Source organism: bacterium, from assembly GCA_036524115.1.
In the GTDB taxonomy this organism is placed as follows: Bacteria; JAUVQV01; JAUVQV01; order JAUVQV01; family DATDCY01; genus DATDCY01.
In genome coordinates this window covers 1-23719 of sequence record DATDCY010000223.1, presented here as the reverse complement: position 1 = coordinate 23719, position 23719 = coordinate 1, and the positions used below count along the sequence as shown (strand labels likewise).

The 23719-nt window shown below is 72.0% G+C and carries 20 protein-coding genes; 11 read left to right on the top strand and 9 right to left on the bottom strand.

Going from position 1 to position 23719, the window contains the following annotated elements:
• The 4 genes from VI078_10960 to VI078_10945 all read right to left on the bottom strand — a co-directional run.
• Positions 1 to 2696 (bottom strand): error-prone DNA polymerase (locus tag VI078_10960; protein HEY5999800.1); only part of this gene is annotated, 2696 nt, incomplete at its 3' end.
• Positions 2693 to 3955: a DNA polymerase Y family protein gene (locus tag VI078_10955; GenBank protein ID HEY5999799.1), complete on the bottom strand. Its 1263-nt coding sequence runs from the start codon at positions 3953 to 3955 to the stop codon at positions 2693 to 2695. The genes VI078_10955 and VI078_10960, both read right to left, overlap by 4 nt.
• A 27-nt stretch (positions 3956 to 3982) precedes the next feature.
• Positions 3983 to 4558, bottom strand: coding sequence for a translesion DNA synthesis-associated protein ImuA (gene imuA / locus VI078_10950; GenBank protein HEY5999798.1), 576 nt, complete (start codon positions 4556 to 4558; stop codon positions 3983 to 3985).
• 219 nt (positions 4559 to 4777) lie between these two features.
• Positions 4778 to 5821 (bottom strand): porin, encoded by a 1044-nt coding sequence (locus tag VI078_10945; GenBank protein HEY5999797.1) that lies wholly within the window; start codon positions 5819 to 5821, stop codon positions 4778 to 4780.
• Between the two features lie 257 nt (positions 5822 to 6078).
• On the opposite strand from VI078_10945, the gene VI078_10940 reads away from it, so the two are divergent.
• From VI078_10940 to VI078_10920, 5 genes are read left to right on the top strand one after another with little or no spacing between them, the layout of a single operon-like run.
• Positions 6079 to 6849, top strand: a complete 771-nt coding sequence (locus VI078_10940) for a Ku protein (protein ID HEY5999796.1) — start codon at positions 6079 to 6081, stop codon at positions 6847 to 6849.
• A complete protein-coding gene (locus VI078_10935) occupies positions 6849 to 7709 on the top strand; it encodes a Ku protein (protein ID HEY5999795.1) in 861 nt (286 codons plus the stop codon). The genes VI078_10940 and VI078_10935 overlap by 1 nt, the downstream gene beginning before the upstream one ends.
• Positions 7706 to 8614, top strand: coding sequence for a non-homologous end-joining DNA ligase (gene ligD, locus VI078_10930; GenBank protein ID HEY5999794.1), 909 nt, complete (start codon positions 7706 to 7708; stop codon positions 8612 to 8614). The genes VI078_10935 and ligD (VI078_10930) overlap by 4 nt, the downstream gene beginning before the upstream one ends.
• Positions 8615 to 8636: 22 nt before the next feature.
• The gene (gene ligD / locus VI078_10925) at positions 8637 to 10133 is read left to right on the top strand and encodes a non-homologous end-joining DNA ligase (GenBank protein ID HEY5999793.1); all 1497 of its coding nucleotides are present in this window, start codon (positions 8637 to 8639) and stop codon (positions 10131 to 10133) included.
• Positions 10130 to 10831, top strand: a complete 702-nt coding sequence (locus tag VI078_10920) for a DUF72 domain-containing protein (GenBank protein HEY5999792.1) — start codon at positions 10130 to 10132, stop codon at positions 10829 to 10831. Before ligD (VI078_10925) ends, VI078_10920 begins: the two co-directional genes overlap by 4 nt.
• Before the next feature lie 25 nt (positions 10832 to 10856).
• On the opposite strand, the gene VI078_10915 is transcribed toward VI078_10920, so the two are convergent.
• Positions 10857 to 11741 carry a diguanylate cyclase gene (locus VI078_10915; protein ID HEY5999791.1) on the bottom strand — a complete coding sequence of 295 codons (885 nt, stop codon included), beginning with the start codon at positions 11739 to 11741 and terminating at the stop codon, positions 10857 to 10859.
• A gap of 344 nt (positions 11742 to 12085) precedes the next feature.
• Here VI078_10915 and VI078_10910 point away from each other — a divergent pair, with 344 nt between their 5' ends.
• The 3 genes from VI078_10910 to VI078_10900 are packed head-to-tail and all read left to right on the top strand — an operon-like array spanning position 12086 to position 15601.
• Positions 12086 to 13369 (top strand): hypothetical protein, encoded by a 1284-nt coding sequence (locus tag VI078_10910; GenBank protein HEY5999790.1) that lies wholly within the window; start codon positions 12086 to 12088, stop codon positions 13367 to 13369.
• 43 nt (positions 13370 to 13412) lie between these two features.
• Positions 13413 to 14558: a chromate efflux transporter gene (gene chrA, locus VI078_10905; protein HEY5999789.1), complete on the top strand. Its 1146-nt coding sequence runs from the start codon at positions 13413 to 13415 to the stop codon at positions 14556 to 14558.
• A gap of 35 nt (positions 14559 to 14593) precedes the next feature.
• Positions 14594 to 15601 (top strand): hypothetical protein, encoded by a 1008-nt coding sequence (locus VI078_10900; GenBank protein ID HEY5999788.1) that lies wholly within the window; start codon positions 14594 to 14596, stop codon positions 15599 to 15601.
• Between the two features lie 80 nt (positions 15602 to 15681).
• Here VI078_10900 and VI078_10895 read toward each other — a convergent pair whose 3' ends face one another.
• Positions 15682 to 16260, bottom strand: coding sequence for a flavin reductase family protein (locus tag VI078_10895; protein ID HEY5999787.1), 579 nt, complete (start codon positions 16258 to 16260; stop codon positions 15682 to 15684).
• A gap of 192 nt (positions 16261 to 16452) precedes the next feature.
• Between VI078_10895 and VI078_10890 the strand changes: the two genes are divergently transcribed.
• From VI078_10890 to VI078_10880, 3 genes are all read left to right on the top strand, one after another.
• Positions 16453 to 17520 carry a PAS domain-containing protein gene (locus tag VI078_10890; protein ID HEY5999786.1) on the top strand — a complete coding sequence of 356 codons (1068 nt, stop codon included), beginning with the start codon at positions 16453 to 16455 and terminating at the stop codon, positions 17518 to 17520.
• A 134-nt stretch (positions 17521 to 17654) separates the two neighbouring features.
• Positions 17655 to 18260, top strand: coding sequence for a late competence development ComFB family protein (locus VI078_10885; GenBank protein HEY5999785.1), 606 nt, complete (start codon positions 17655 to 17657; stop codon positions 18258 to 18260).
• Between the two features lie 138 nt (positions 18261 to 18398).
• Complete coding sequence (locus tag VI078_10880) at positions 18399 to 19934, top strand: multicopper oxidase family protein (GenBank protein ID HEY5999784.1); 1536 nt, start codon at positions 18399 to 18401, stop codon at positions 19932 to 19934.
• A gap of 25 nt (positions 19935 to 19959) precedes the next feature.
• Here the strand turns inward: VI078_10880 and VI078_10875 are convergent, their stop codons facing one another.
• The 3 genes from VI078_10875 to pbpC all read right to left on the bottom strand — a co-directional run.
• Positions 19960 to 20556: a sterol desaturase family protein gene (locus tag VI078_10875; protein HEY5999783.1), complete on the bottom strand. Its 597-nt coding sequence runs from the start codon at positions 20554 to 20556 to the stop codon at positions 19960 to 19962.
• A 183-nt stretch (positions 20557 to 20739) separates the two neighbouring features.
• A complete protein-coding gene (locus VI078_10870; protein HEY5999782.1) occupies positions 20740 to 21414 on the bottom strand; it encodes a CPBP family intramembrane glutamic endopeptidase in 675 nt (224 codons plus the stop codon).
• Positions 21411 to 23719, bottom strand: a 2309-nt coding sequence (pbpC, locus tag VI078_10865; protein ID HEY5999781.1) for a penicillin-binding protein 1C, incomplete at its 5' end; no start/stop codon positions are given. The genes pbpC and VI078_10870, both read right to left, overlap by 4 nt.

Genomic DNA, 23719 nt, shown 5'->3' with positions numbered 1-23719 from the left:
AGCCGCCGGTGACCGGCGAGAGCCGCGAGGGCGCCCGCGGCGGCGAGGCGCTCGCGCTCGCCGCGCGAGAGGGCGGCGCGCTCGACGAGGTCGTCGACGGACGCGAACGGCCGCTCCGTGCGCGCGGCGACGAGGCGGTCGGCCGCCGCCCGGCTCAGCCCCTTGACCATCAGCAACCCGAGCCTGATTGATGGCCCGGCACACTCGGATAGACCTCGTCTGCGGCGTTGGGCTGCGTCCTTCGTCACTGCGGCGTACTGCTCGTACGCCTCATTCCTCCGGACTTGCCCGCCTTGCATCCGAGGCCTCTCCGAGCGCGCCGGCGTCCCCTGTTCCAGTGTGCAGTCCCACCCGCTCGTGGTCACACCTACCGGCCGCACCTCGACGCCGTGGCGACGCGCGTCCTGCACGAGCTGCGACGGCCCGTAGAAGCCCATCGGCAGGCTGTTGAGCAGCGCGCAGGTGAAGGCCGCCGGCTCGTGGCACTTGAGCCACGCCGAGACGTACGTGAGCAGGGCGAAGCTCGCCGCGTGCGACTCGGGGAAGCCGTACTCCGCGAAGCCCCGGATCTGCAGGTAGATCTGCCGCGCGAACTCCTCGGGGTAGCCGCGCTCGCGCATCCCGTCCACCAGGCGCGCCTCGAACGGCTCGAGCCCGCCCTTCTTCTGCCAGGCGGCCATCGCGCGGCGCAGCCGGTCCGCCTCCCCCGCCGAGAAGCCCGCCGCGACCATCGCGAGCTTCATCACCTGCTCCTGGAAGATCGGCACGCCGAGCGTGCGCTCGAGCACGTCGCGGACCTCGGGGCCGGGGTAGCTCACCGGCTCGAGCCCCTGGCGCCGCCGCAGGAAGGGGTGGACCATCTGCCCCTGGATCGGCCCGGGGCGCACGATCGCCACCTCGACCACGAGGTCGTAGAAGGTGGCGGGTCGCAGGCGCGGCAGCATCGCCATCTGCGCCCGCGACTCGATCTGGAAGACCCCCACGGTGTCGGCGCGCTGGATCATCGCGTAGGTGCGCGCATCCTCGGCGGGGATGTCGGCGACGGTCAGCGGCCGCCCCCGCAGCGTCGAGACGAGGTCGAGGGCGCGGTGGATCGCCGAGAGCATGCCGAGCGCGAGACAGTCGACCTTGAGCAGGCCGAGCGCCTCCAGGTCGTCCTTGTCCCACTGGATCACCGTGCGCTCGGGCATGGCGGCGTTCTCGATCGGCACGAGGCGGCGCAGCGGGCCGCGCGAGATCACGAAGCCGCCGACGTGCTGCGAGAGATGGCGCGGGAAGCCGCGGATCTCCCCGGTGAGCTCGAGCAGCCGCGCAACGAGCGGGGCGCGCGCGTCGCAGCCGATCTCCTCCAGGCGCCGCCCGGCGCTGCCGCCGTCCTCCCACCAGGAGAACTGCCGGGCGATGCGGTCCACCAGCGCGGCATCCAGCCCGAGGGCCTTGCCCACGTCGCGCACCGCGCTGCGCCGCCGGTAGCTGATGACCGTCGCCGCGAGCGCCGCCCGGTCGCGGCCGTACTTCCCGTAGATGTACTGGATCACCTCCTCGCGCCGCTGGTGCTCGAAGTCGACGTCGATGTCGGGCGGCTCGGCGCGCTCGCGCGAGACGAAGCGCTCGAAGAGCATCTCCATGCGCGCCGGGTCGACCTCGGTGATCCCGAGGCAGAAGGCCACGGCGGAGTTCGCCGCCGACCCGCGCCCCTGGCAGAGGATTCCCTGCCCGCGCGCGAACCGCACGATGTCGTGCACCGTCAGGAAGTAGGGCTCGTAGCGCAGCTCCGCGATCAGGGCCAGCTCGTGCTCGACCTGCCGCACGACCTTCGGCGGCACGCCGCCCGGCCAGCGCCGGCGCATCCCCTCCTCCGTGAGCTGCCGCAGCCAGTCGGCGGGCGCGCGCCCGGCCGGCACCAGCTCGTCGGGGTACTCGTAGCGCAGCTCGTCCAGCGAGAAGGTGCAGCGCTCGGCGATGCGCAGCGTCTCGTCGAGGAGCGCGCGCGGGTAGATGCGCCCAAGCCGCTCGCGCGGGCGCAGGTGGCGCTCGCCGCTGGGGTGCAGGGCGCGGCCGCAGGACGCCACGGGCACGCCGAGACGGACGGCGGTCAGCACGTCCTGGAGGACGCGCCGTTCGGGGACGTGCATGTGGACGTCGCCGGCGGCCACGAGCGGCAGGCCGGCGTCGCGCGCGAGATCGCGCAGCGCCGCGAGGCGCGACCGGTCGTCGGGGCCGCGGAGCAGCTCGGCCGCGATCCAGGCCCGCCCCGGGAAGAGGCCGGCGACGAAGCGCGCGCCCTCGCGATCCGCCGCGCCGTCCGCCCCGGGGAGCAGCAGGGCGAGGCAGCGCGGCAGTCCATCGAGCGCCGCGAGGTCGGCGCGCTCCAGACGGTAGCTCCCCTTCTCCGCGGCGCGGCGGCCGCGCGTGATGAGGTCGCAGAGGTCGCCGTAGCCTTCGCGGTCGGTCGCGAGCAGTACCAGCCGCAGGCCGTCGGCGAGCCGGACCTCGCTGCCGACGATGAGCGTGAGGGGTCGGTCCCGCGCCGCGACGTGGGCGCGGACGACGCCGGCGACAGAGCACTCGTCGGTGAGCGCCAGGGCGGTGTAGCCCAGCGCGGCCGCCGCCTCCACGAGCTCCTCGGGGTGGGAGGCGCCGCGCAGGAACGTGAAGTTGCTCACCGCATGCAGCTCGGCGTATGCCGCAGTCATCCAAATATTCCGTGGAGGAACCAGTGCCGCTCGCCGCCGCGCTCGCGAAAGACCCAGAGGCGCAGTCCGCCGCGGTCCTCGGCGACGAAGTAGTCGCGCTGCACGTCGGCGCCGTCCCACCAGCCGCTCTCGATGCGCTCGGGACCGGCGACAAGCGTCAACCGTCGCGCAGGGAGCGCCATCGGCGCGGACAGCAGCCACAGCGGGCGCGGACCGGGAGCAGGCGACGGCGCCGGCTGTTCGCCGAGCGACGGCTCCGTGCGCACGAAGGCCCGCTCGGGACGGTGGTCCGCCGCCGGGCGCAGGCCCTGGACCGCGGCGGCGCCGAGCCGCGCCCGCAGGCGGTCCAGCAGCTCCGGCCACGCCTGCCCGGACTGCGCCGCCCGGGCCTGCCACAGGTCCAGGTTCGCGGGCACGAGCGGCAGGATCTGCTCCACCGCGAGCTCCACGACCTCCACGGGCCCGGCGAGCCGCGTGCGCTCGAGGCGCTCCCGCAGCAGCTTCAGCAGGCGCCCCGGCTCGCGCGCGGGAGCGGCCAGCCCGACCTCGACACGGGTGCCGTGCCCCCCGTGGTGGCGGAGCGTCCACGCGAGCGCGACGGCGCCGCCGCCGCGGGCCTCGAGGTACCCCTCCAGCTCGAGGAGCAGGCGCCGGGCGGCGAAGAGGAGCGGTTCCACGGACGCGACGGCGGCCGGCAGGACGAGGCAGCCTTCGTACCGCGGCGGCAGCACGAAGGGCTCCCGCGGGTCGGGGATCCTGCCGAGGGCGCGGTCGAGGACGCGCAAAAGATCCGTGCCGATGCGGCGCGCCAGCCCCGCCCGCGGCAGCCGCAGACAGTCGCCAAGGGTGCCCGCGCCGATCCCCCGCAACGCGGCGAGCGTCTCCGGCGCGACATCGAGGGCGCTCACGGGGACCGGACCCAGTTCGCGCTCGAGCGTCCCCCTCTGCGTCAGCAGCGTCCCCGGCCTGGCGCGCGCGAGCAGGGTGGCCGCGAGCGGCGGCGGCGCGAGCGCCGCCGCGGCCGTGTAGCCGAGATCCCGCAGTCCCTCCACCACCCGCGCCGCGAGACGGTCCGGACCGCCGAACAGCCGGAGGCTCCCGGCGACCTCGAGAAGCAACTCCCGCGGAGGCACCGGACTGACGACGGGGGTGAAGCGGCCGGCCCAGCCCGCGAGGCGCGCGAGGGCCGCGCTCATCGCCGCAGCGTCGCCGACGACTTCCGCGGAGAAACGGGGGAGATGGATGCCGAGCCAGAGCATGACGCGCCTTCAGACGATCGGCGGCCGCTATCCCGCGAGACGGACTTCGGCCCGCCGTCCCGAGCCGCCCCGGCCCTTCACGACCTCCACGGCCACGCCGCCCGGCGTGGGCGCCAGCCGCAGGCGCAACGCAGCCGGCGAAGGCGCCGCGGCCGCGCGCTGCGCCCGGAAGAGAAAGCCCAGCCCTCCGCCCTTCTCCGCCGCGAGCTGCAGGCGCCGCAGGCTCTGGTTGTCGCACTCCTGTGGCCAGAGCAGGACGGCCCCGCAGGCACCCGAGCGAAGACACTGCTCGGCGGCCCACAGCCGATCGCGGCCGGCTCCGGCGCACACGAGCAGCACGCGGGATGGCGCGACGCCGGCGGCGGCGAGTGCCGGCGGATACGGGAGGTGCGGCGGGTCGATCCAGGCGATGCGTCGCCCCTGGCGCGAAAGATCGGCCAGGGCGGGGACGAGCAGGCCCAGCTCACCGGCGCCTGCGCTCACGGGGAGAATCTCCGTCATCGCGCCCAGCGGCCAGCCGCCGCCGGGGAGCAGATCGTCGAGGGACGCACGGCCGGTGGAGACGACCCCTTCCCCGGGCGCCGCCCCCCTCCCATCGCCCAACCAAAGCCCGGGATGGCTGAGGAGGTTGCGAATTGCATTCTTCAAGCTCACACCACGCAATACTGTATTTTTTTACAGTATAATACGGACAGCAATAAACAGCAACGCCCTCGGACTGCGCGACGATGCCACAGCCCGAGGGCGTCTTGAAGAGCCGTCCCCCGCCATCCCCCCTCCCTCTACCGGGGCGCCGGGGAGGATCGGGGCCGAAATCGTGCGCTAGAGCAGGAACTGTACCCCTACGAGCACGTTGTCCGTGCTGTCACCGAAACGGTACTCGATGCCGGCGCGTGCATTGTGCCCCTTGAAGAAGTGGTCCACGCCGACGGTGTAATCCTTGATCGAGTCGCCCCCGTCGGGGTCCTGCAGGCTCCACTTGCCGGTCAGCATCAGGTTGCTCCACAGGACGCCGGCCTCGACGAAGGCCGTCTTGCCTTCGAACACCGCGTTGTCCCAGTGGTAGTAGGCGCCATTGGCCGTCACGTGCGCCACGTCGGCGATCTTCACGCCGGACTGCAGGTCGACGACCCAGGCCTTCGAGTCGCGGAGGGCGCCGGCCGCGCTCACCGTGGCGTCCTTCTGCGTGTCGACACCGGCGCCCAGCGACACGTAGGTGGGACGATCGAGACGCACCTGGTTGAAGAACCAGCCGCTCTCCGCCGCGCCGACGGGGTTCACCGCGATGTGCCCGGTGAAACGCATCTCCGCGCCCTCGCTCTTGACGCCGGCGTCATACCCGTCGAACACGCCGGCCTTGTAGGAGACCCAGGGCCCGAAGTTGCCGTGCACCATCAGGCCGAGGTCGCGGTAATTGAGGGCGTTGGTGAACTTGATGCTCTCGGTGTTGAAGTCCAGGCCGAGCAGCGTTCCTGCGGACGAGCTGTTCTCGAAGGAGAAGGGCAGCGGCTCCAGGCCGACCTGCGCCCAGTGGGCATCGTACAGCCGCACGTCCGTGAAGGCGTCCTGCATGATGAACGAGGCGCTCGTGCCCGTCCTCCCCGCGTTGGGGTAGTCGGTCTCGGCGAAGACCTTGACGCCGTCGACGATCTGGCCGCTGAAGATGAGCCGTGCCCGGCGCAGGTAGATGTCCTCCTGGTCCTTCGCGTCGTCGGTCCAGGAGCCGTGCACCTGGCCGAGCACCCCGAGGGTGAGGAAACCGCCATCGCCGAACTCCATCTTCGGCCCCGCCTGCGCTCCGGAAGCCGCCAGCAGGAGCGACGCCGCGACAACCAGCAATCCACACCGTGACGCCCGTGTCATCATTTCCCCTCCTTCGTTGGCGGTCCGGAACGGCCCCGCATGTGCACTGCGATGCGACCGGGGCACAACCCCGCTTGGAAAATAGGGGATGGCGCCCCTGTCAACGATGGGGTGTTCACCGCAGTTTTTCGGGATGACGCCGCGCGCCACGAGGCGGTCCTTGACGACTTCTGCCGGAGACAATAGCTTTCCGAAGAAGACCAATCCCATGCCTGCCGATCGCCGGAGCGGGTCGCGCCAGGCCGCAAGGAGGGATTCCCGTGGCGCCAGGCGCGATCTGGAAAGGCGAGATTCGATTCGGGCAGGCCAGCGTTCCCGTGAAACTCCACGCGGCGGTCCGGGAGGAACGCATCGAGTTCCACCTGCTCCACAAGCGCGACCGGGTGCGGCTGCGCCAGCAGATGATCTGCTCCGCCGAGGACGCGCCGGTCCCCGCCGCCGAGCAGGTCAAAGGGTTCGAGGTCGAGGAGAACAGGTACATCCTCGTCGACCCGGAGGAACTGGAGCGGACCGCCCCCGAGGGCAGCCGCGCGATCGAGGTGCACGAGTTCGTCAAGGCCGCGCAGATCGACCCGCTCTTCTTCGACCGGGCATACCACCTCGAGCCGGATGCGGGCCCGCAGGCGTATGGGGCGCTGCGCGCCGCGCTGGCGGAGCAGGACCTGGCGGGCGTCTGCACGTGGACGATGCGCAAACGCTCCTACCTGGGCGCCCTGCGCGCCGCCGGCGGGACCCTCCGCCTGCACACGCTGCGCCATGCGGACGAGATCGTGCCTGCGAAGGCCCTCGATCTGCCGGCGCTCCCCCTTTCGGAGAAGGAACTGAAGATCGCGGTCGAGCTGATCGGCCATCTGGCCGCCTCCTTCGACGCTGCGAAGTTCCGGGACGAACACGAGGAGCGGCTGCGCGGGCTGATCGCGCGCAAGGCCCGCGGCGAGAAGGTCGCCGTCGTGCCGCCGCGGCGCCTGAAGCCCACGCCCGACGCGCAGCTGCTCAAGGCCCTCGAGGCCAGCCTGAAGAAGGTCGCGTGATGGCCGCCGCGCGCAAGCCGGGACGCACGCGCCCGCCCGCGACGAAGACCGAAGAGGGCGCCGCCGGGCAGGCCATATGGAGCGGGACGGTCAGCTTCAGCCTGGTCGCCATCCCGGTGCGGCTGGTCAACGCCGTGGAGCCCGGACGCGTCTCGTTCCGGATGCTCCACGGCAAGGACTACGCGCCCCTGTTGCGGCGGATGTACTGCCCGCGGGAGGAGAAGATCGTCCCGCCGGAGGAGATCGTCCGCGGCTACGAGGTCGCGCCCGGCAAGTACGTGACCGTCACGGACGAAGAGCTGGAGTCCCTGGCGCCCGAGCGCAGCCGCACCATCGAGATCCTCGAGTTCATCGACCTGAACGACGTCGACCCCCTGCACTTCGACCGCCCCTACTACCTGGTCCCCGCCAAGGGCGGCGAGAAGGCCTACGCGCTGCTGGTCGAGGTCCTGCGTCGCACGAAAAAGGCCGGCCTCGCGAAGTTCGTGCTGGCGGAGCGCGAGCACCTGGTGGCGCTGAAGAGCGAAGGCGGCGCCCTGAGCCTGATCACGCTGCATTACGGGGGCGACATCGTCCCGGCGGCGGAGTTTGCGCCGAAGCAGGAGACGGTCGAGTCCGCGGCCAGGCGGCTGGTGGAGCGGGAGGTCAGGAAGCTCATCGGCGACTTCACGCCGGCGAAGTACGCCGACCTGCGGCGCAAGCGGATCGTGGATCTGCTGCGCAAGAAGGCGGAGAAGGCGCCGCCGGTCGAGGGCCCCGCGGTGGAGGGCCGCGAGGAGCGCGGCGAGGGGCCGGCGCCGCCGGACCTCGTCGCGGCGCTGCGCGAGGCGATGCACGCGATGAAGAAAGAGAAGAAGTGAGCCGCACGTTCGTGGAGATCGAGGGCCGGCGGCTCTCGCTCGCGAACCTCGAGAAGCCGCTCTACCCGGCCGGCGGGTTCACCAAGGCGCACGTGCTGGATTACTACCGCCGCGCGGCGGGCGTGATCCTGCCGCACCTGCGCGGCCGGGCGCTGACGCTCAAGCGCTACCCCGAGGGGGTCGACGGGGAGTACTTCTTCGAAAAGCGCTGCCCGGCGCACCGCCCCCCGTGGGTGAGCACCGCGCAGGTCGCGCGGCGGGACGCGCAGAAGCCGATGACCGCGTGCCTCGTCGACGATCTGCCGACGCTGATGTGGGTCGGGAACCTCGCGTCCCTCGAGCTGCACGTGCCGCTGGCGCGTGCCGCCTCGCCGGGAACCCCGGACTGCGTGGTCTTCGACCTGGACCCGGGCGCGCCGGCGGGCATCCCCGAGTGCGCCCGCGTCGCGCTGCTCCTGCGCGGACTCCTCGGGCGGGTGGGGCTCACGGGCTGGGTGAAGACCTCGGGCAGGAAGGGGCTGCACCTGTACGTGCCGCTCAACCGGCGGGAGGCGACCTTCGACGACACCAAGGCGTTCTCGCGGGCCGTCGCCGAGGCCGTGCAGAAGGAGCACCCCGAGCTGGTCACGGCGCGGATGGCCAGGGAGCAGCGGGCCGGCAGGGTCTTCATCAACTGGTCGCAGAACGGCGCCTCGATGACGATGGTCTGCGTCTACTCGTTGCGCGCCGAGGCGCAGCCGACGGTCTCCTTCCCCCTGTCCTGGGCCGAGGTCGAGGGCGCCGTCCGGCGCGGCGGGGCCGCGAGGCTGCGCATCACCGCGGACGAGGCGCTCACGCGGATCGCAAAGAGCGGCGATCTCTTCCGGGAGGTCCTCGCCGCGAAGCAGCGGCTGCCCGCGGCGTGACGCGCGCGGAGGAGGGGCGCCCATGACCCGCAGTCCCCTCAAGGCCTACGAGGCGAAGCGCCGGTTCGGGAGGACCCCCGAGCCGCCCCCCGGCCGCGGGGGGCGCCCCGGGAAACGCCTCGCCTTCGTCGTGCAGAAGCACGCCGCGCGGGCGCTGCACTACGACCTGCGGCTCGAGCTCGGCGGCGTGCTCAAGAGCTGGGCCGTGCCGAAGGGCCCCTCGCTGGACCCGAAGGTCCGGAGGCTGGCGGTCATGGTGGAGGACCACCCGCTGGAGTACGGGGACTTCGAGGGGATCATCCCGAAGGGCAACTACGGCGCGGGAAGCGTCGCCATCTGGGACCGCGGCACCTACCGCCACCCGGAGGCCGCGACCGGCGCGGACGGCGAGCGCGCCCTGGCCGCGGGGCTGCGCAAGGGGGACCTGAAGTTCGTCCTCGAGGGCGAGAAGCTCCGCGGGGAGTTCGCCCTGGTGAAGACCGCGAAGGACGACACATCCTGGCTCCTGATCAAGAAGCGGGACCGCTTCGCGGCGCCGGCGCTGGAGGGCGCGCCGCCCGCCCCGCTGCCGCGGCGCATGAGGCCGATGCTGGCAGCGACCGCCGACAAGCCGTTCGACGACCCGGACTGGCTCTTCGAGGTGAAATGGGACGGCTACCGGGCGGTCGCGGAGGTCGAGCGCGGCAGGGTTGTGCTGCGCTCCCGCAACCTCCTGCCGCTCAACGCACGGTTCCCCGCCATCGCCGAGGCCCTGGAAAAGATCGGGGGCGACGCCGTTCTCGACGGGGAGATCGTCGTCCTCGACGCGCGCGGCCGGCCGGACTTCCAACTGCTGCAGAACCGCCGCTCCTCACGCGCGGGCCACCTCGTCTACTACGTCTTCGATCTGCCCTACTTCGAGGGGCGCGACCTGACGGGCCTGCCGCTGGTCCGGCGCAAGGAGATTCTCGAAGGGATCCTGCCGCGCTCGCCGCTGGTCCGGTTCAGCGAGCACGTCCGCGGCGAGGGCCGGCTCTTCTTCGACGCCGTCCGCACGCAGGGTCTCGAGGGGATCATGGCCAAGCACGCGCAGAGCCCCTACCGCCCGGGGACGAGGAGCAGCCAGTGGCTCAAGGTGAAGACGCGGCTCACGCAGGAGGCGGTGATCGCCGGGTTCACCGCGCCGCGGGGCGCGCGCAGGCACTTCGGCGCCCTCGTCCTCGGCGCGTTCGCGGAAGGCGGGCTGACCTACATCGGCAACGTCGGCGGCGGGCTCGACGCAAAGGGGCTCGCCAACCTGCGCAGGCGGCTCGAGCCGCTCATCCGGAAGCGCAGCCCGTTTGCAGCGGCGCCGGACGTGGCCGCCCCCGTCACGTGGGTGAAACCGGAGCTGGTCTGCGAGGTCGTCTTTGCCGAGTGGACCGCGGACGGCGTGATGCGCCAGCCCGTCTTCCTGCGGCTGCGCGAGGACAAGGCGCCGCGCGAGGTTGTCGTCGAACGGCCCGCGACACGCCGCGCGCGAGGAGGTGAAACGCCGTGAAGATCCACATTGGCACCAGTGGCTTCGCGTACAAGGAGTGGCAGGGGAGCTTCTACCCGGAGAAGATCGCGCCCGGGGACATGCTGCGCTCGTACGCGCGGCGCCTCGGCGCGGTGGAGATCAACAACACCTTCTACCGCATGCCGACCACGCGGCTGCTCGAGGGCTGGGCGGCGCAGGTGCCCAAGGGCTTTCGCTTCGCCTTCAAGGCGCCGCAGGTCATCACCCACTTCAAGCGCCTTCGGCACGTCGGCGAGGAGGTCGACCGCCTCTTCGGCACGCTCTCGACGCTGGGCCCGCGGCTCGGGCCGGTGCTCTTCCAGCTCCCGGCGAACTTCCCCGCGGACCGGCCGGCGCTGGAGGACTTCCTCGCGCGCATCCCCGGCGCGCCGGCGTGCGCCTTCGAGTTCCGCCACCCGTCGTGGCTCGAGGACGGCATTCCCGAGCTGCTGCGCTCGCAGGGATGCGCTCTCTGCGTCGCCGACACGGACGAGCACCCGGCGGAGGGGATCCTCGCCACGGCGCCCTGGGGCTACCTGCGGCTGCGCCGGGCCGACTACACGGACGCCGAGCTCTCACAGTGGGCCGGGCGAATCCGGGCGCAGAAGTGGAAGAGCGCGTTCGTCTTCATCAAGCACGAGGACGGCGGCCGGGGACCGCAGATCGCGCTGCGCCTCGGGGAGCTGGCAGGCGGGTAGATCGAACAGGCGCGGCGGACCCGGGTCACACCGCGCGGCGCAGGCCGTCGGCGGAGGCCCGCGCCTTGTCCCGGTACATCGCCTGGTCCGCCTCGCGGATCAGGCCCTGCAGATCGACGCCGTCCCGCAGGGAAGCGAGACCCACGGACACCGAAAGCGACAGCCCCTCCTCGCGGACGAGGGCTTTCAGCCGCGACACGACGCCGGCGGCGACCACACCGTCGGCCTCGGGAAGCAGCACCACGAACTCGTCCCCGCCGTAGCGAAAAGCGCTGTCGACCTCGCGGCGGCAGGCCTTCCTCAGGGCCGCCGCGACACGGATGAGCGCGGCGTCGCCGGCGAGGTGCCCATACTGGTCGTTGTAGTGTTTGAAGTCGTCGACGTCCACGAGCAGCAGCGCCAGCGGGTGGCCCTGGCGGCGGGCACGGCCGATCTCCGCCTCCAGAACCGCATAGCAGTGACGCTGGTTGTAGAGGCCGGTGAGGCCGTCGGTGCGCGAGAGCTGCACCAGTTCCCGCAGGATCTCCGTCTTCTCCAGCGCCCGCTCGACGGTGACCAGCAGCAACTCGAGGTCGAACGGCTTCTCCAGGTAGTCGGCCACCCCCTGCCGCAGCGCCGTGAGCACGGTGTCCTTGGAGCCGCAGCCGGTGATGACGATGACCTGCGTCTCGGCGTGCAGGCGGCGGGCCTCGGCAGCGATCGTCAAGCCGTCGGGACCGCCGACCGCCAGGTCGGTGATCACCACGTCATACGTCGCGGCGGCGAGCATGCGCATGGCCGCGCCGCCCTCGCGGGCCGATTCGACGAGGCACCCATGGCCCGAGAGGTAGCGCTCGATCGACCAGCGCAGCAGCTCCTCGTCTTCCACCAGGAGCACCCTTGCCCGGGTCGCCGTCTCGCGCGGTGCCATGACTCTTTCCTCCTGCCTGGTAATACTCCTCAGCCGCCTCCGGGTTGCTTTCGGAGATTTGACGTCGCCGGGGACCGGAAGGTTCCGCCGAGATGGTGTCTTCCCCCCATGGGATCTTTCTCCCGCTGGTCTAGATTTGGTGGATCAGGCTTCAATCGAAATCGGGAGAACACCCCAAGGAGGGTCGGACAATGCGACATACACACAGACGTGGAACCTTCGCGCTTGCGGCTGCTGTCCTGCTGCTCGGCAGCGTCGCCGGCGCCGGCGCCGGACAAAGGAAGGGCATTCCGGACCCGGCGGCCCTCAAGCTGCCGATCGCCAATCGGGCCATCAAGGGCGGCATGCACATGATCGCCGACGGGCAGCGGACGTTCCGCTTCGACACCTTCGGCGACGAGGCCTTCTGGGGCGACGTGCTGAAGCTCCACCTCGCCATCGAGGGCGCGCAGCTCGGCGGCGTCGGCCCCGGCGTCAGCCCGAAGACCGCGCTGGCCGTGGGGCTCAAGGTCGACGTCAACGCCCTGCCGCGCGACCTGGTCCAGGCGCTCAAGCGCGGGGCGGTGAATCTCGACGACCCCGCGACGACCCTCGCCCTGCTCAAGCTGAACGCGGTGGTCGGTCTCACGGGGTTCTTCAATGACGCCGGCACCCTCAAGTCCATGGGCGTCCAGTGCGCCCTGTGCCACTCGACCGTGGACGACTCGCTCGCCCCCGGGATCGGCCGCCGTCTCGACGGCTGGGCGAACCACGACCTCAACGTCGGCGCCATTGTCGCGCTCGCCCCCGATCTCAGCGCGGTCGTGAACCTTCTCAAGCTCGCCGCCCCCGCGATCACGGAGGCCGACGTCAGGGCGGTGCTCAACAGCTGGGGCCCGGGCAAGTACGACGCGGAGCTGCTCCTCGACGGCAAGGCGTTCAACCCGTCGCAGGTCACCAACGGGGTCGTCACCGGGACGAACGTCCCGGGCGCCACGCTCATCCCCAACGCCTTCGGGCTCGCCGGCCACAATCAGCACACGTGGACCGGGGCCTGGGGCTCGGTCCCGTACTGGAACGCCTTCGTGGCGATCCTCCAGATGCACGGCACCGGCACCTTCTTCGATCCCCGGCTCGACAACGCGACGAAGTTCCCGATCGCCGCCGCGGCGGGCTTCGGGCACATCCAGGTGTCCCCCGACGCCGACCGCGTGACGGCCAAGCTGCCCGACCTCCAGCTCTACCAGTTGGCCCTGGCGGCGCCGGCACCGAAGCCGAAGGTGGACTTCGACCCCGACGCCGCCGCGCGGGGCGACGCGCTCTTCGGCGGGAAGGCGAAGTGCGGCACCTGCCACGTCGAGCCGCTCTGGACCGAGCCGGGCTGGAACCTCCACACCCCCGCCGAGATGAACATCGACAGCTTCCAGGCTGATCGGGCTCCCGACGGCGTCTACAGGACCATGGGCCTCGCCGGGCTCTTCGTGCGTGAGCGCGGCCTGTTCATGCAGCCGGCGAACGCGGGCAGGTTCTACCACGACGGTCGCTTCCGCACGCTCCTCGACGTCGTGGGCAGCTACAACGACCGCTTCGCGCTGGGCCTGACGGACCAGGAGATGCGCGACGTCGTCGAGTATCTCAAGTCGCTCTAGACGCAACGCCGCAGAGGTCAGGGAGGCTCGCCGCGCAGTGGCGATGAGCCTCCCCGATCGCGTTCCGGAGGCCGCGCCCGTCGGCCTCTGGCAGCTGGTGCGGTACTTCCTCCGGCTCGGGGCGCTCGGCTTCGGCGGGCCGATCGCCCTGGCCGGCTCCATGCAGCGCGACCTCGTGCCCCGGCGCTGGATCACCGAGGAGGAGTACGTCCAGGGGCTGGCGTTCTCGCAGATGATGCCCGGCCCGCTCGCGGCGCAGCTCGCGATGTGGATCGGCTACCTCCGGCACGGCGCGCTTGGCGCCTCCCTGGTCGGCATCGCCTTCATCCTCCCGACGTACCTCATCGTGCTGGCCGTCTCGGCGCTGTACGTCGCCTACCACGGGCTGTCCCTCGTCCAGGCTCTCTTCTACGGCATCGGCCCCATGGTGATCGCCATCGTCGCCATCTCGGCGACGCGCCTCGCCAGGACGACCGTCGGCGGCGACTGGCGGATGTGGCTCGTGTTCGTCGCCGCCGCGGTCGTCACGCTCGTCACGCGCGCCGAGATCGCCCTGCTCTTCCTCGCGGCCGGCCTGCTCGGGATCGTGATCCACTCGCCTCCGGCGCGGAACGGCGCCGCCCTCCCGCTCGCGATCGCGCCGATCGTGGGCGGCGCCGGCGTCCACCTGCCCATCCTGCTCGCGGTGGGCGCCTTCTTCCTCAAGGCAGGCGCCTTCACCTTCGGGAGCGGGCTGGCCATCGTGCCGTTCCTGCACCACGGGGTCGTCGTGGAGCACCGCTGGCTGGACGAGCGCCAGTTCCTCGATGCGGTCGCGGTCGGTATCATCACGCCCGGGCCGGTGGTCATCACCGCTGCGTTCGTCGGGTACCTCGTGGCCGGGCTCCGGGGCTCGCTCGTGGCCGCGGCGGGCGTCTTCCTCCCCGTGTACCTCTTCGTGCTCTTCATCGGCAGGTACATCATCCGCTGGCGGCACCACCCCGTGCTGCACGGGTTCGTGAAGGGGGCGACCTCGGCCGCCTCCGGCGCCATCGCGGCGGCGACGCTCATCCTGGGCCAGGGGTCGATCGTGGATGCGCCCACGGCCGTCATCGCGGCAGCCGGCGCCATCCTGCTGCTGCGGTTCAGGGTTCCCGAGCCGGCGGTCGTCGCGGCCGGGGCGATCGCCGGGATCGTCCTGCGCCGCTAGCGATCGGACCACCGAGCCCGCACGACGACCCGGCCATGAACCTTCTCGGCAGATCGACAGCCGGCATCCTGCTGCTGTCCGCGGTCGTCCTCCCCTTGCAGCCGGTCGACGCCGGTGAACTCGTGCCGTTGCGCCAGGTCGGCGCCATTGCGCTCCCGGATGCCCGGGGGCGCATCGATCATCTGGAGTGGGACGAGGCGACGGGGCGCCTCTTCGTGGCCGCGCTCGCCAGCAACACGGTTGACATCGTCGACACCGCACGCGGGGCAAGCGTCGGCGCGGTTCGCGGCCTGCGGGAGCCGCAGGGTGTGCTGTCGGTCGCCGCGCGGCGCCTGCTCGCGGTGGCGAACGGCGGCGACGGAACGCTCCGGTTCTTCGACGAAAGGACCCTCGCCCCCGTCACGTCGCTGCAGTTCCCGGGCGATGCCGACAACCTTCGCTACGACGACGCGCGGGACCGCGTCTATGTCGGCTACGGGGGCGGCGGGATCGGGATCGTCGATGCTTCGAGTCTCCATCGCATCGCCGACGTCCCCCTGGCCGGCCATCCCGAATCGTTCCAGCTGGAGAAGCGCGGACGCAGAATGTTCGTCAACGTCCCGGCCGGCAACAGGGTCGTGGTCATCGACCGGGAGCAAGGGCGTGCCATCGCCGAGTGGCGTCTTCCCGGCCCGTGCGAAAACTTCCCCATGGACCTCGACGAGGACGGAGGACGTCTGTTCATCGGGTGTCGCGCTCCGGCGGGGATCATGGTGCTCGATGCGGCAAACGGCGCGCTGCTGCACACGTTCCCGATCGCCGCCGATGTCGACGACGTCTTCTTCGATCGCGCCCGCCGGCGTGTCTACGCTTCGTGCGGCGCGGGCGTCCTCCAGGCGTTCGAGGAGACCGCGGAGCGCGGCTTTGCGCCCGCCGGGAGCATCGCGACGCGCCCGGGCGCCCGGACGTCGCTCTTCGTCCCGGCCCGTTCGCGCATCTACGTCGCGCTCCCCCGCGCGGACGGCAACGCGGCGGAGATCCGGGTCTACGAGGTGCAACGGTAGCGAGAGCCGCCCCCGGTTCCGGGGCCGCGGCCCCCGCCGGGCCGAAACACCGGGTTCGGGGAGCGGCCGGCGCTCCCCGGTCAGGACCGGCCGGCGAGACCCTTGCCCAGCGAGAACGCCTTCCCGACGAACGCCCCGACGGCGTGGTACGCCTGCTGGTCGGGCGCGTAGAGGATGGGCCGCAGCCGGGCGAGGTCCACCCTGCCCTCGGCGTCGAGCAGCGCGCCGTCGGCCTTCACGTCCTTGATCTCCCCGACGAACTGCGTGTGCAGGCCCAGTTCGTGCACCGCGACCACCGCGCACTCGATCACCAGCGGGAACTCGCCGACGTACGGGGCGTCCACGAGGTCGCTGCGCACCGCGGTGAGGCCGCTGACTTTCAGCTTCTCCTGGTCCCTCCCCGACACGAGACCGAAGTAGTCGGCCTGCGCGGCGTGGGTCTCATCGGGCAGGCTGATCGTGAAGGCCTTGCGCGCCATGATGTTGCCGTGGGACGCGGTGGCGGCCCGCAGCGACACCGCGAGGCAGGGTGGCCGCGAGCAGGCGATGCCGCCCCACGCCGCCGTCATGACGTTGGCCGCGCCGTCGGCGCCGTAGGTCCCGACCACCATCACGGGCGTCGGGTAGAGAATGGTCTTCGCTCCGAGCGACTTCTTCATGCGGCTCCTCCTTGTGCGGTTTCCCCGCCGCGGGGAACGCGGCGCGCATCTAATCTAGGCCGCGCCCCCCGTCGGGACAACCCCGCCACGGGCGAGCCCGGGCGTCTGTGACCCGCGTCACTTCGGCGGCGGGCGGGCGGGCGTTACTTTTTCACAGGGGTAGAGATGGGCAAAGGAGCGCACGTGAGCAGGATGGTTGCCGCCGAGGCGGCCCTCGTCCACATCGCCGCCGTGTTGAACGGGGCCGGGCGCCCCGACCACCACGGCGCGTGCGCGCGCCACCTGGCGGAGGTCCTCGGCGTGAACATGGCGCTCGTCGCCGACTTCTCCGATTCCGGGGAAACGCGGCTGCTTGGCGCCTGGAGCAGGGACGGGCGCACGCCCCCGGCGATTTCGGTCTCCCGCGGGACCCCCTGGGCCGAGCTCGCCGTACGGGGCTCGCTGCTGCAGGAGCAGGACGTTGGCGCGCGCTACCCCGGGGACGCGGGGCTCACCGCGGTCGGCGCCGAGGGCCTGGCCGGCAGGCTCCTGCGCGACGCCGCGGGACAGCCGGCGGGCATCGTCGCGGTGCTCGACACGGTCCCGCTGGAGTGGACGGCGCCGGCCGACGCGGTGCTCGCGCTCTTTGCGGCGCACGCCGAGGCCGAGATCCGGGCCCGCCGATCGGAGCGTCTGCTCTCGCACGTCGCCGCCCAGTGGACGGAGACGATGGATGCGATGCCCGAGTTCATCGCGGTGATCTCCCCTGACTACCGCCTCATCCGGGTGAACCGCGCCCTCGCGGACCTGGCCTCGTCGCACCCGCGGGACCTGATCGGCAGGACGTGCCACAGCGTCCTGCACGGCCTCGATCGCCCCTGGCCCGAGTGCCCGCACGAGGAGGCGCTGCATGCGGGCCGCGGCGTGACGCGGGAGCTGTTCGACCCGCACCTCGGCCTGCCGCTGCAGGTGACCTGCACGCCCCTCTTCGAGGCCGGGGGGCAGCCCCTCGGCACGGTCCACGTCGCCCGGGACATCTCGGAGCAGAAGCACGAGTCGGAGGTGCGGGACCAGCTGATCCGGGACCTCCGGGAGGCGCTTTCGAAGGTCAGGCACCTCAGCGGCATGCTCCCCATCTGCGCGTGGTGCAAGAGGATCCGCAACGACCAGGGCTACTGGGACCAGGTCGAGGATTACATCCGCGAGCACTCGGAAGCGAGCTTCACCCACGGCATCTGCCCGGAATGCGTCAAGGCGAACCGGGCGGACTTCGGCCGCTGAAGGCCGGCGGCACCGCCGGCGCGATTCCATAGCATGATGAAGATGTGACGGGCGTCACATCGCGCGGCCACGCCGCGGTCGATATTGGCGGGCGGACCGACAGGGAGGGAGTGGCGGTGCTCGCGGAGGCAGCCATGGAAGTCCGGAACGAGGCGGAGGCGGTCGTCGGGCGGGAGGTCCGCCGGCGCGAGCGGCGCGGGGCCGAGCGCGCCGCCCCTTCCCTGCTGAGCATCCACTCCTGGTTCTCGCGGGACGCCGGCGCGGAGCCCGCGGCCTGCACCTGCCCGCTGTGCGCGACCGACGCGATCGCGCTCGCACTGACGAAGCTCCCGCCCTGCTACTCGCGCAGCCAGAATTTCGGCCTGGCCGCGCAGCGGATCGACCCGATCCGGGTGCGCTCCGCCGTGGAGATCGCCCTCGAGCGCGTGACGCGCCGCCCCCTGCACCCGCCCCGCCAGCGTCGGCACGACGCCGGGGGCGTGCGTCTCGTCGACTTCTGCCTCGAGGCCGGGACGCGGATGATCGAGCCCCTGCTGCGCCGGCACGAGGGGCTGTGCCTCTGCCTCGACTGCCGGGAGGACACGCTTGCCTACGCCCTGAACCGCGTGAGCCCCAAGTACGGCGTCGAGATCCTGGGGACGCGGCGCATGCCGCCGCACCTGATGGACTTCATCCGCCACGATCTCGCGGACGCGATCGTCAAGGCCGCCCGCGTGGTCGCGGCGAATCCCCGCCACTAGCCTCGTCCGGCCGGCCGCGGTGACGCCGCGGCGGGTCCCCCGGGCACCTCGCGTCCGCAAATGGGGTGTCCGCCCACTGCGCGCGATGCCCGCTCCTGGTTACCTTGTGTCCGGCCGGTCGGCCACGGGAGGAAAGCCATGGGAGAGAGAGGATTGGATCGGCGGGGCTTCATCCGGGCAACGGCGGTCGGGCTCGTCGGCGGGTGCACGGTCCTGCGGCGCGGCGATTCCTGGGCGCGCGGGATGACCGGCGGCAGCGGCTGCGGCGCGGGCACGACGATCATCGACCCGCCCCCGGGGGCGCCGTTCGCGGATCCGCCGGTGCTGCTCAACGAGAGCGCGCAGCCCGGCGTGGTGGAGGTCAGCATCGAAGCGCGGGTTGCGCCGGTGAGCGTCAACGGCGTCACCGCCAACCTGCTCACCTACAACGGAACGTATCCCGCTCCGACGATCCGGGCCAGGCGCGGCGACCTGCTGCGGGTGCGCCTGAGCAACTCGCTGGCCATGCTCGGGACGAACATCCTCGGGCACGACCGCGACATCACCAACCTCCACACGCACGGCCTGCACGTCTCGCCGTCGGGGAACGCCGACAACATGATGGTCATGCTCATGTCGGGCGAGAGCTTCGCGTACGAGTACGACCTGGCGTTCCAGGAGCCGGGGAGCATCAACTTCTACCACCCGCACATCCACGGCTCGGTGGCGGAGCAGTACTGGGGCGGGATGGCCGGCGCGCTGGAGATCGAGGACGGGCAGACCGCCCTCGCGGGGTACGAGACACACCTGCTGTTTCTCAAGGACATCACCCTCAGCGGCGGGGCGCCCGCCCCCTACACGTCCCTCATGGACTACATGCACGGGAAGGAAGGCGGCACGGTCCTGGTCAACGGGCAGGTCAACCCCGTGCTCGGCATCCGTCCGGGGCAGGTCCAGCGCTGGCGGATCATCAACGCCAGCAACGCGCGCTTCTACAAACTGCAGCTCGAGGGCCACCAGCTTCACGTCGTCGGGACCGAGGGCGGGGCGCTCGACAGGCCCTACCCCGTCTCCTCCCTGCTGCTCTCGCCCGGCGAGCGCGCGGACGTGCTGGTCCGCGCGAACCAGCGCGCTGCGAGCTACCGCCTGCTGGCGTTGCCGTACGATCGCGGGTGCGGGTCGTCGGGCACGCAGCAGGTGACGCTGATGACGGTCCCCTACCGGGGCGGCCGCACCAGCGACACCCTGCCCTCCCAGGTGAACCCGCTGGCGTCGCGCATCAGCCCGCCTGTCGCGAAGACCGAGCGCCTCGCCTTGAGCATGGGCATGGGGCGGGGCTTCATCAACGGCATCTCGTTCGAGATGCTCGCCGACGGCACGATGCGCGCCGCCGAGATCCACTCCATGCTCGGCACCTTCGAGGTCTGGGACGTCGTCAACGACAGCGGTATGGACCACCCGTTCCATCAGCACGTCAACCCCTGCCAGGTGCTGGCGATGGGCGGGGCGGACGCGGGCTACGCCGCCCTCTACACCGCGGCGCCCGCGTGGAAGGACGTCGTGCTCATCCCGAAGAGGGGCTGGGCCCGCCTGCTCGTGCCCGTCGCGGACTACGACGGCATGGCGATGTTCCACTGCCACATCGTCGAGCACGAGGACATCGGGATGATGGGGCTGTGGCACATCATGGCGTGAGCGGGGCAGCCGCCGGGAGCCGACGCTAGGCCTTCTTGCGCGCGTAGCGCGTCCCGAACACCACGTCCCACAGCGGCGAGGTGACGCCGAAGTTCGTCTCCGCGTGGTAGTGGTGAATGTGGTGGTTCGCCGCCCAGTCGCGGGCCGGGGGCCACCGGAACAGGTGGTGGTGCACGGTGAAGTGCCAGAGCCCGTAGGCGACATAGCTCAGGGCGACGGTGCCGGTCAGCACAAGAGCGTGCGGCCGCGGGACCACGAGCGCCAACAGCCCACACAACGACAGCAGGATCAGCGCCGGCACGAAGAACGGCAGCGCGTCGTAGCCCTGCGGGTTCGCGTGGTGCCTGCGGTGCCCCCTGGCGATGACTTCCACGGACCCGTGGAAGAGCCAGCGGTGAAACGAATACTCGATGAAGCTGAAGAGCAGCAGGCCGAAGAGCACCGTCGCGGCGGCCGCGGCGGGCCGTGCGCCCGGGCTGCGCGCGCCCGCCAGCATCAGCGTCACGCCCAACGGCACGTCGACCGCGAATTCCGCCCAGTAGTTGACTCTGGTCGTGGAGAGGGCGGCCACGACGCGCAGCAGGGCGCTGTCGGGGCCCGGTGTCGTCGACTGCACTGCCACGTTCGGACACTCCCTCCCGTGTCGGAGCCTGCCCTTCAGGAGAAGCCTGACGGCGCCCTTGGATACCGGCCGACACGGCGCGGCGCCCGTCCGTGTCCCTGCGGTCCCGCTCGATGCACCTTCAATGTGGTGCCGCCGGCGACCGAAGTCAACCGGAAGGATGCGCGCTCGCGCGGGGCGGGCTCAGCCCCAGAGCACGTAGGCGCCGGTCCCGAAGACCGCCAGGTCGACGATCGCGTGGCTCGAGTACGCCGGCCAGATGCTGCGATAGCGCAGGTAGAGGAACGACCAGACCAGCCCGCCCACGAACACCCCGGCCGAGCAGAGCAGCGCCAGCGCGACGGGGAAGTACGTCCGCACCGCGAAGTAGTGGTGCAGCGTGAAGAAGAACGCGGAGAGCGCGGCGGCCGCCGCCGGCCCGACGAGGGCCTCGCAGCGCGAGCAGACGAACCACCGCCAGACGTACTCCTCCAGCACGGAATTGACGAGCACCCAGTACGCCGCAGCGCCGACGTAGAGCTGCCAGGCGTCGAGGCCCACCTCCCGCATCCGGCCGGCGAAGAGCGTCCGGTCCACGAGCGAGGGGCCCAGCACGCGGTACGCCGCCACGATCAGGAGGCCGACACCAACGCCGGAGAGCGCGCCGGCCGCCAGCCCGCCCCGCCGCATGGGCGAGAGACTGAGCGGCTCGCGGTCCACGAGCCTGAGCCAGAGCACCGGTAAGAGGAACAGCCAGAGCTTGGTGGCGACGAACACACCCTTCCCCAGCGGCGTGCCCGGAAACCAGACCATCGCGGCGAACACCCCGAGGGTCGGCGCCGGGACGAGCAGGGCGAGGGCGAGGACCGATCTGATCATTCGATCGAGACGTCAATCGCGTCGCCGAACCCGGCGGCGTCGGCGACGCTGACGCGGTGGCGGCCGCGCGCCCCCAGCCAGACGACGGTGTACGGCGGGCCGGCGCTGGCAAGTTCCTCGCCGTCGACGAACCAGGTGACCGACGCGACGGGCGCCTCGGCGACGGCCTGCAGGCGCAGCTCCAGCCGTTCCTCGCCCCGCGCCAGCACGTAGCGGTCGCGGTCGAGCGGGTAGCGGATGCTCAAGCCGCTCTGCTCGACGGGCGCGGGCTGCTCCGCCTCGATACGGACGGGCCCCTCGGCGGCGGGCGGCGGCGCGGGCGGCGGCGGCACGAAGAGGCGCTCGAGGTCCGGGGTGAGCCCGGCGAGGCGGTAGCGCGACTCCCGCCCCTCGGCATGCCGCTGGCCGAGCCACCCGGCGTAGGCGGCGGGCAGGTCATGGCGGCCGGGCGACGCGTGGTACGCGCAGACCGCCGTCGGCTCCGCCCCCGCCACGAACCATTCCGCCTTGCGCTCGCGACACCCGGGTCCGGGCAGGTCGCCTGACTGGGAGCAGACCTCGCGGCGGGTGACCGTGTCCGGCGGAACGAGAGGCGCCGGCGGCTGCCGGCGGTGCAGGGCGGTCACGATGTCCGCGAAGACGGGGCCGGCCCCCTCCCCGCCGAAGAGGCGCGCGGTCACCCGGCCGTCGAAGTTTCCCGTCCAGACGCCGACCGTGTAGCGGTCCGTGAAGCCGACCGTCCAGGCGTCGCGGTAGTGCGTCGAGGTCCCCGTCTTGAGCGCCACGGGGACCGGCAATCCCCGCGAGGCCAGCGCCGCCGATCGCAGGAGCGGGTCGGCGAGCACGTCCGCGACGATGAAAGCGGCCTCCGGCGAAAACACGCGCCGTGGCTGCGCCGCCGGGGCCTCCGGGAGCACCCGCGGCGGACGGAAGTCGCCGCCGTTGGCGATTGCCGCGAACGCCGCGGCGAGGTCGAGCAGCCGCACGTCCAGGTTGCCGACCGCAAGGCCGAGGCCGTAGTGATCCGGCGGCGGTGCGGCGGGCGGCAGCAACCCGAGGCGGCCGAGCACGGCGTACAACCCGTCCGTGCCCAGTCGCTCGAGCAGGTGGACCGCCGGAAGGTTCAGCGAGCGCCCGAGCGCCGTGCGCAGGTCCACCGGCCCGTGCGCCTGGCGGTCGAAGTTCAGCGGCAGGTACTCGGCCTCCTCACCCAGATAGGCACGCTCCACGTCCTCGAGCACGGAGGCCGGCGAGCAGCCGCGGTCGATCGCCCAGCCATAAAGGAACGGCTTGAGGGTCGAACCCGCCGAGCGGGGGGCGGCCGCGCCGTTGACAAAACCCTGCGCCCGCGCCTCGTGGGCGATCGAGCCCGCGAGCGCGACGACATCCAGCGTGCGGTTGTCGAGGACCACGGCGGCGGCCTGCGACGCGCCGGCCGCCGCGAGGCGCCCCCGGTGCGACGCGAGGATCGCCTCCACCTCGCGCTGCGCGGCGAGGTCGACGGTGAGCGCCGCGACGCCAGTGCGCCCGGCGAGCGAGCCCGAGGCGAGCACGTCATCCACAAGGTGCGGGGCTTCCAGCGGAGGCGCGGGACGCACGCCGAGAGGGCGACCCCGCGCCGCGGCGGCCTCCGCCGCCGCGATCAGTCCGAGCGCCGCCATGCGGCCGAGCACGTGGTTGCGCCGGGCGAGCAGCCGTTCCGGCGTGCTCCCCCAGGGATCGAGCAGCGACGGGGCCTTGGGGAGCGCCGCGAGCGTCGCCGCCTCCGCCGCGTCCAGCTCGACCGCCCGCCTCCCGAAATACATCCGCGCCGCGGCCTCCACGCCGAGCAGGTTGTTCCCCAGGTCGACGCGGTTGAGGTAGAGCGCCAGGATCTCGTCCTTCGGGAGGGCGCGCTCCAGACGTGCCGCCTCGAGTGCCTCGTCGATCTTGCGGCCCAGGGTCCGCGGCCCCGGCGGGAGCGCCGACTTCACCAGTTGCTGGGTGATCGTCGAGGCACCCGACACCACGGCCCGGGCGCGCAGGTTGACGACGGCGGCACGGATGATCGCGAGCGGGTCGACGCCGGGGTGCCGGTGGAACCGCCGGTCCTCGGCGGCGATGAAGGCGTGCCGGACGACGTCGGGGATCTGGTCGCCCGCGAGCCAGAGGTGGCGCCGCCAGCGCTCGTCCGTCAGGAACCGCAGGGGCGCGCCGCGGCGGTCGGTGATCAGCAGGGTCGAAGCGAGCCGGTAGGCCTCGGGGGGGACGCGCGGCGGGCCGAGCGCCGCCGTCGCGGCGCGCAGCGCGAGCACGCCGCCCGCGG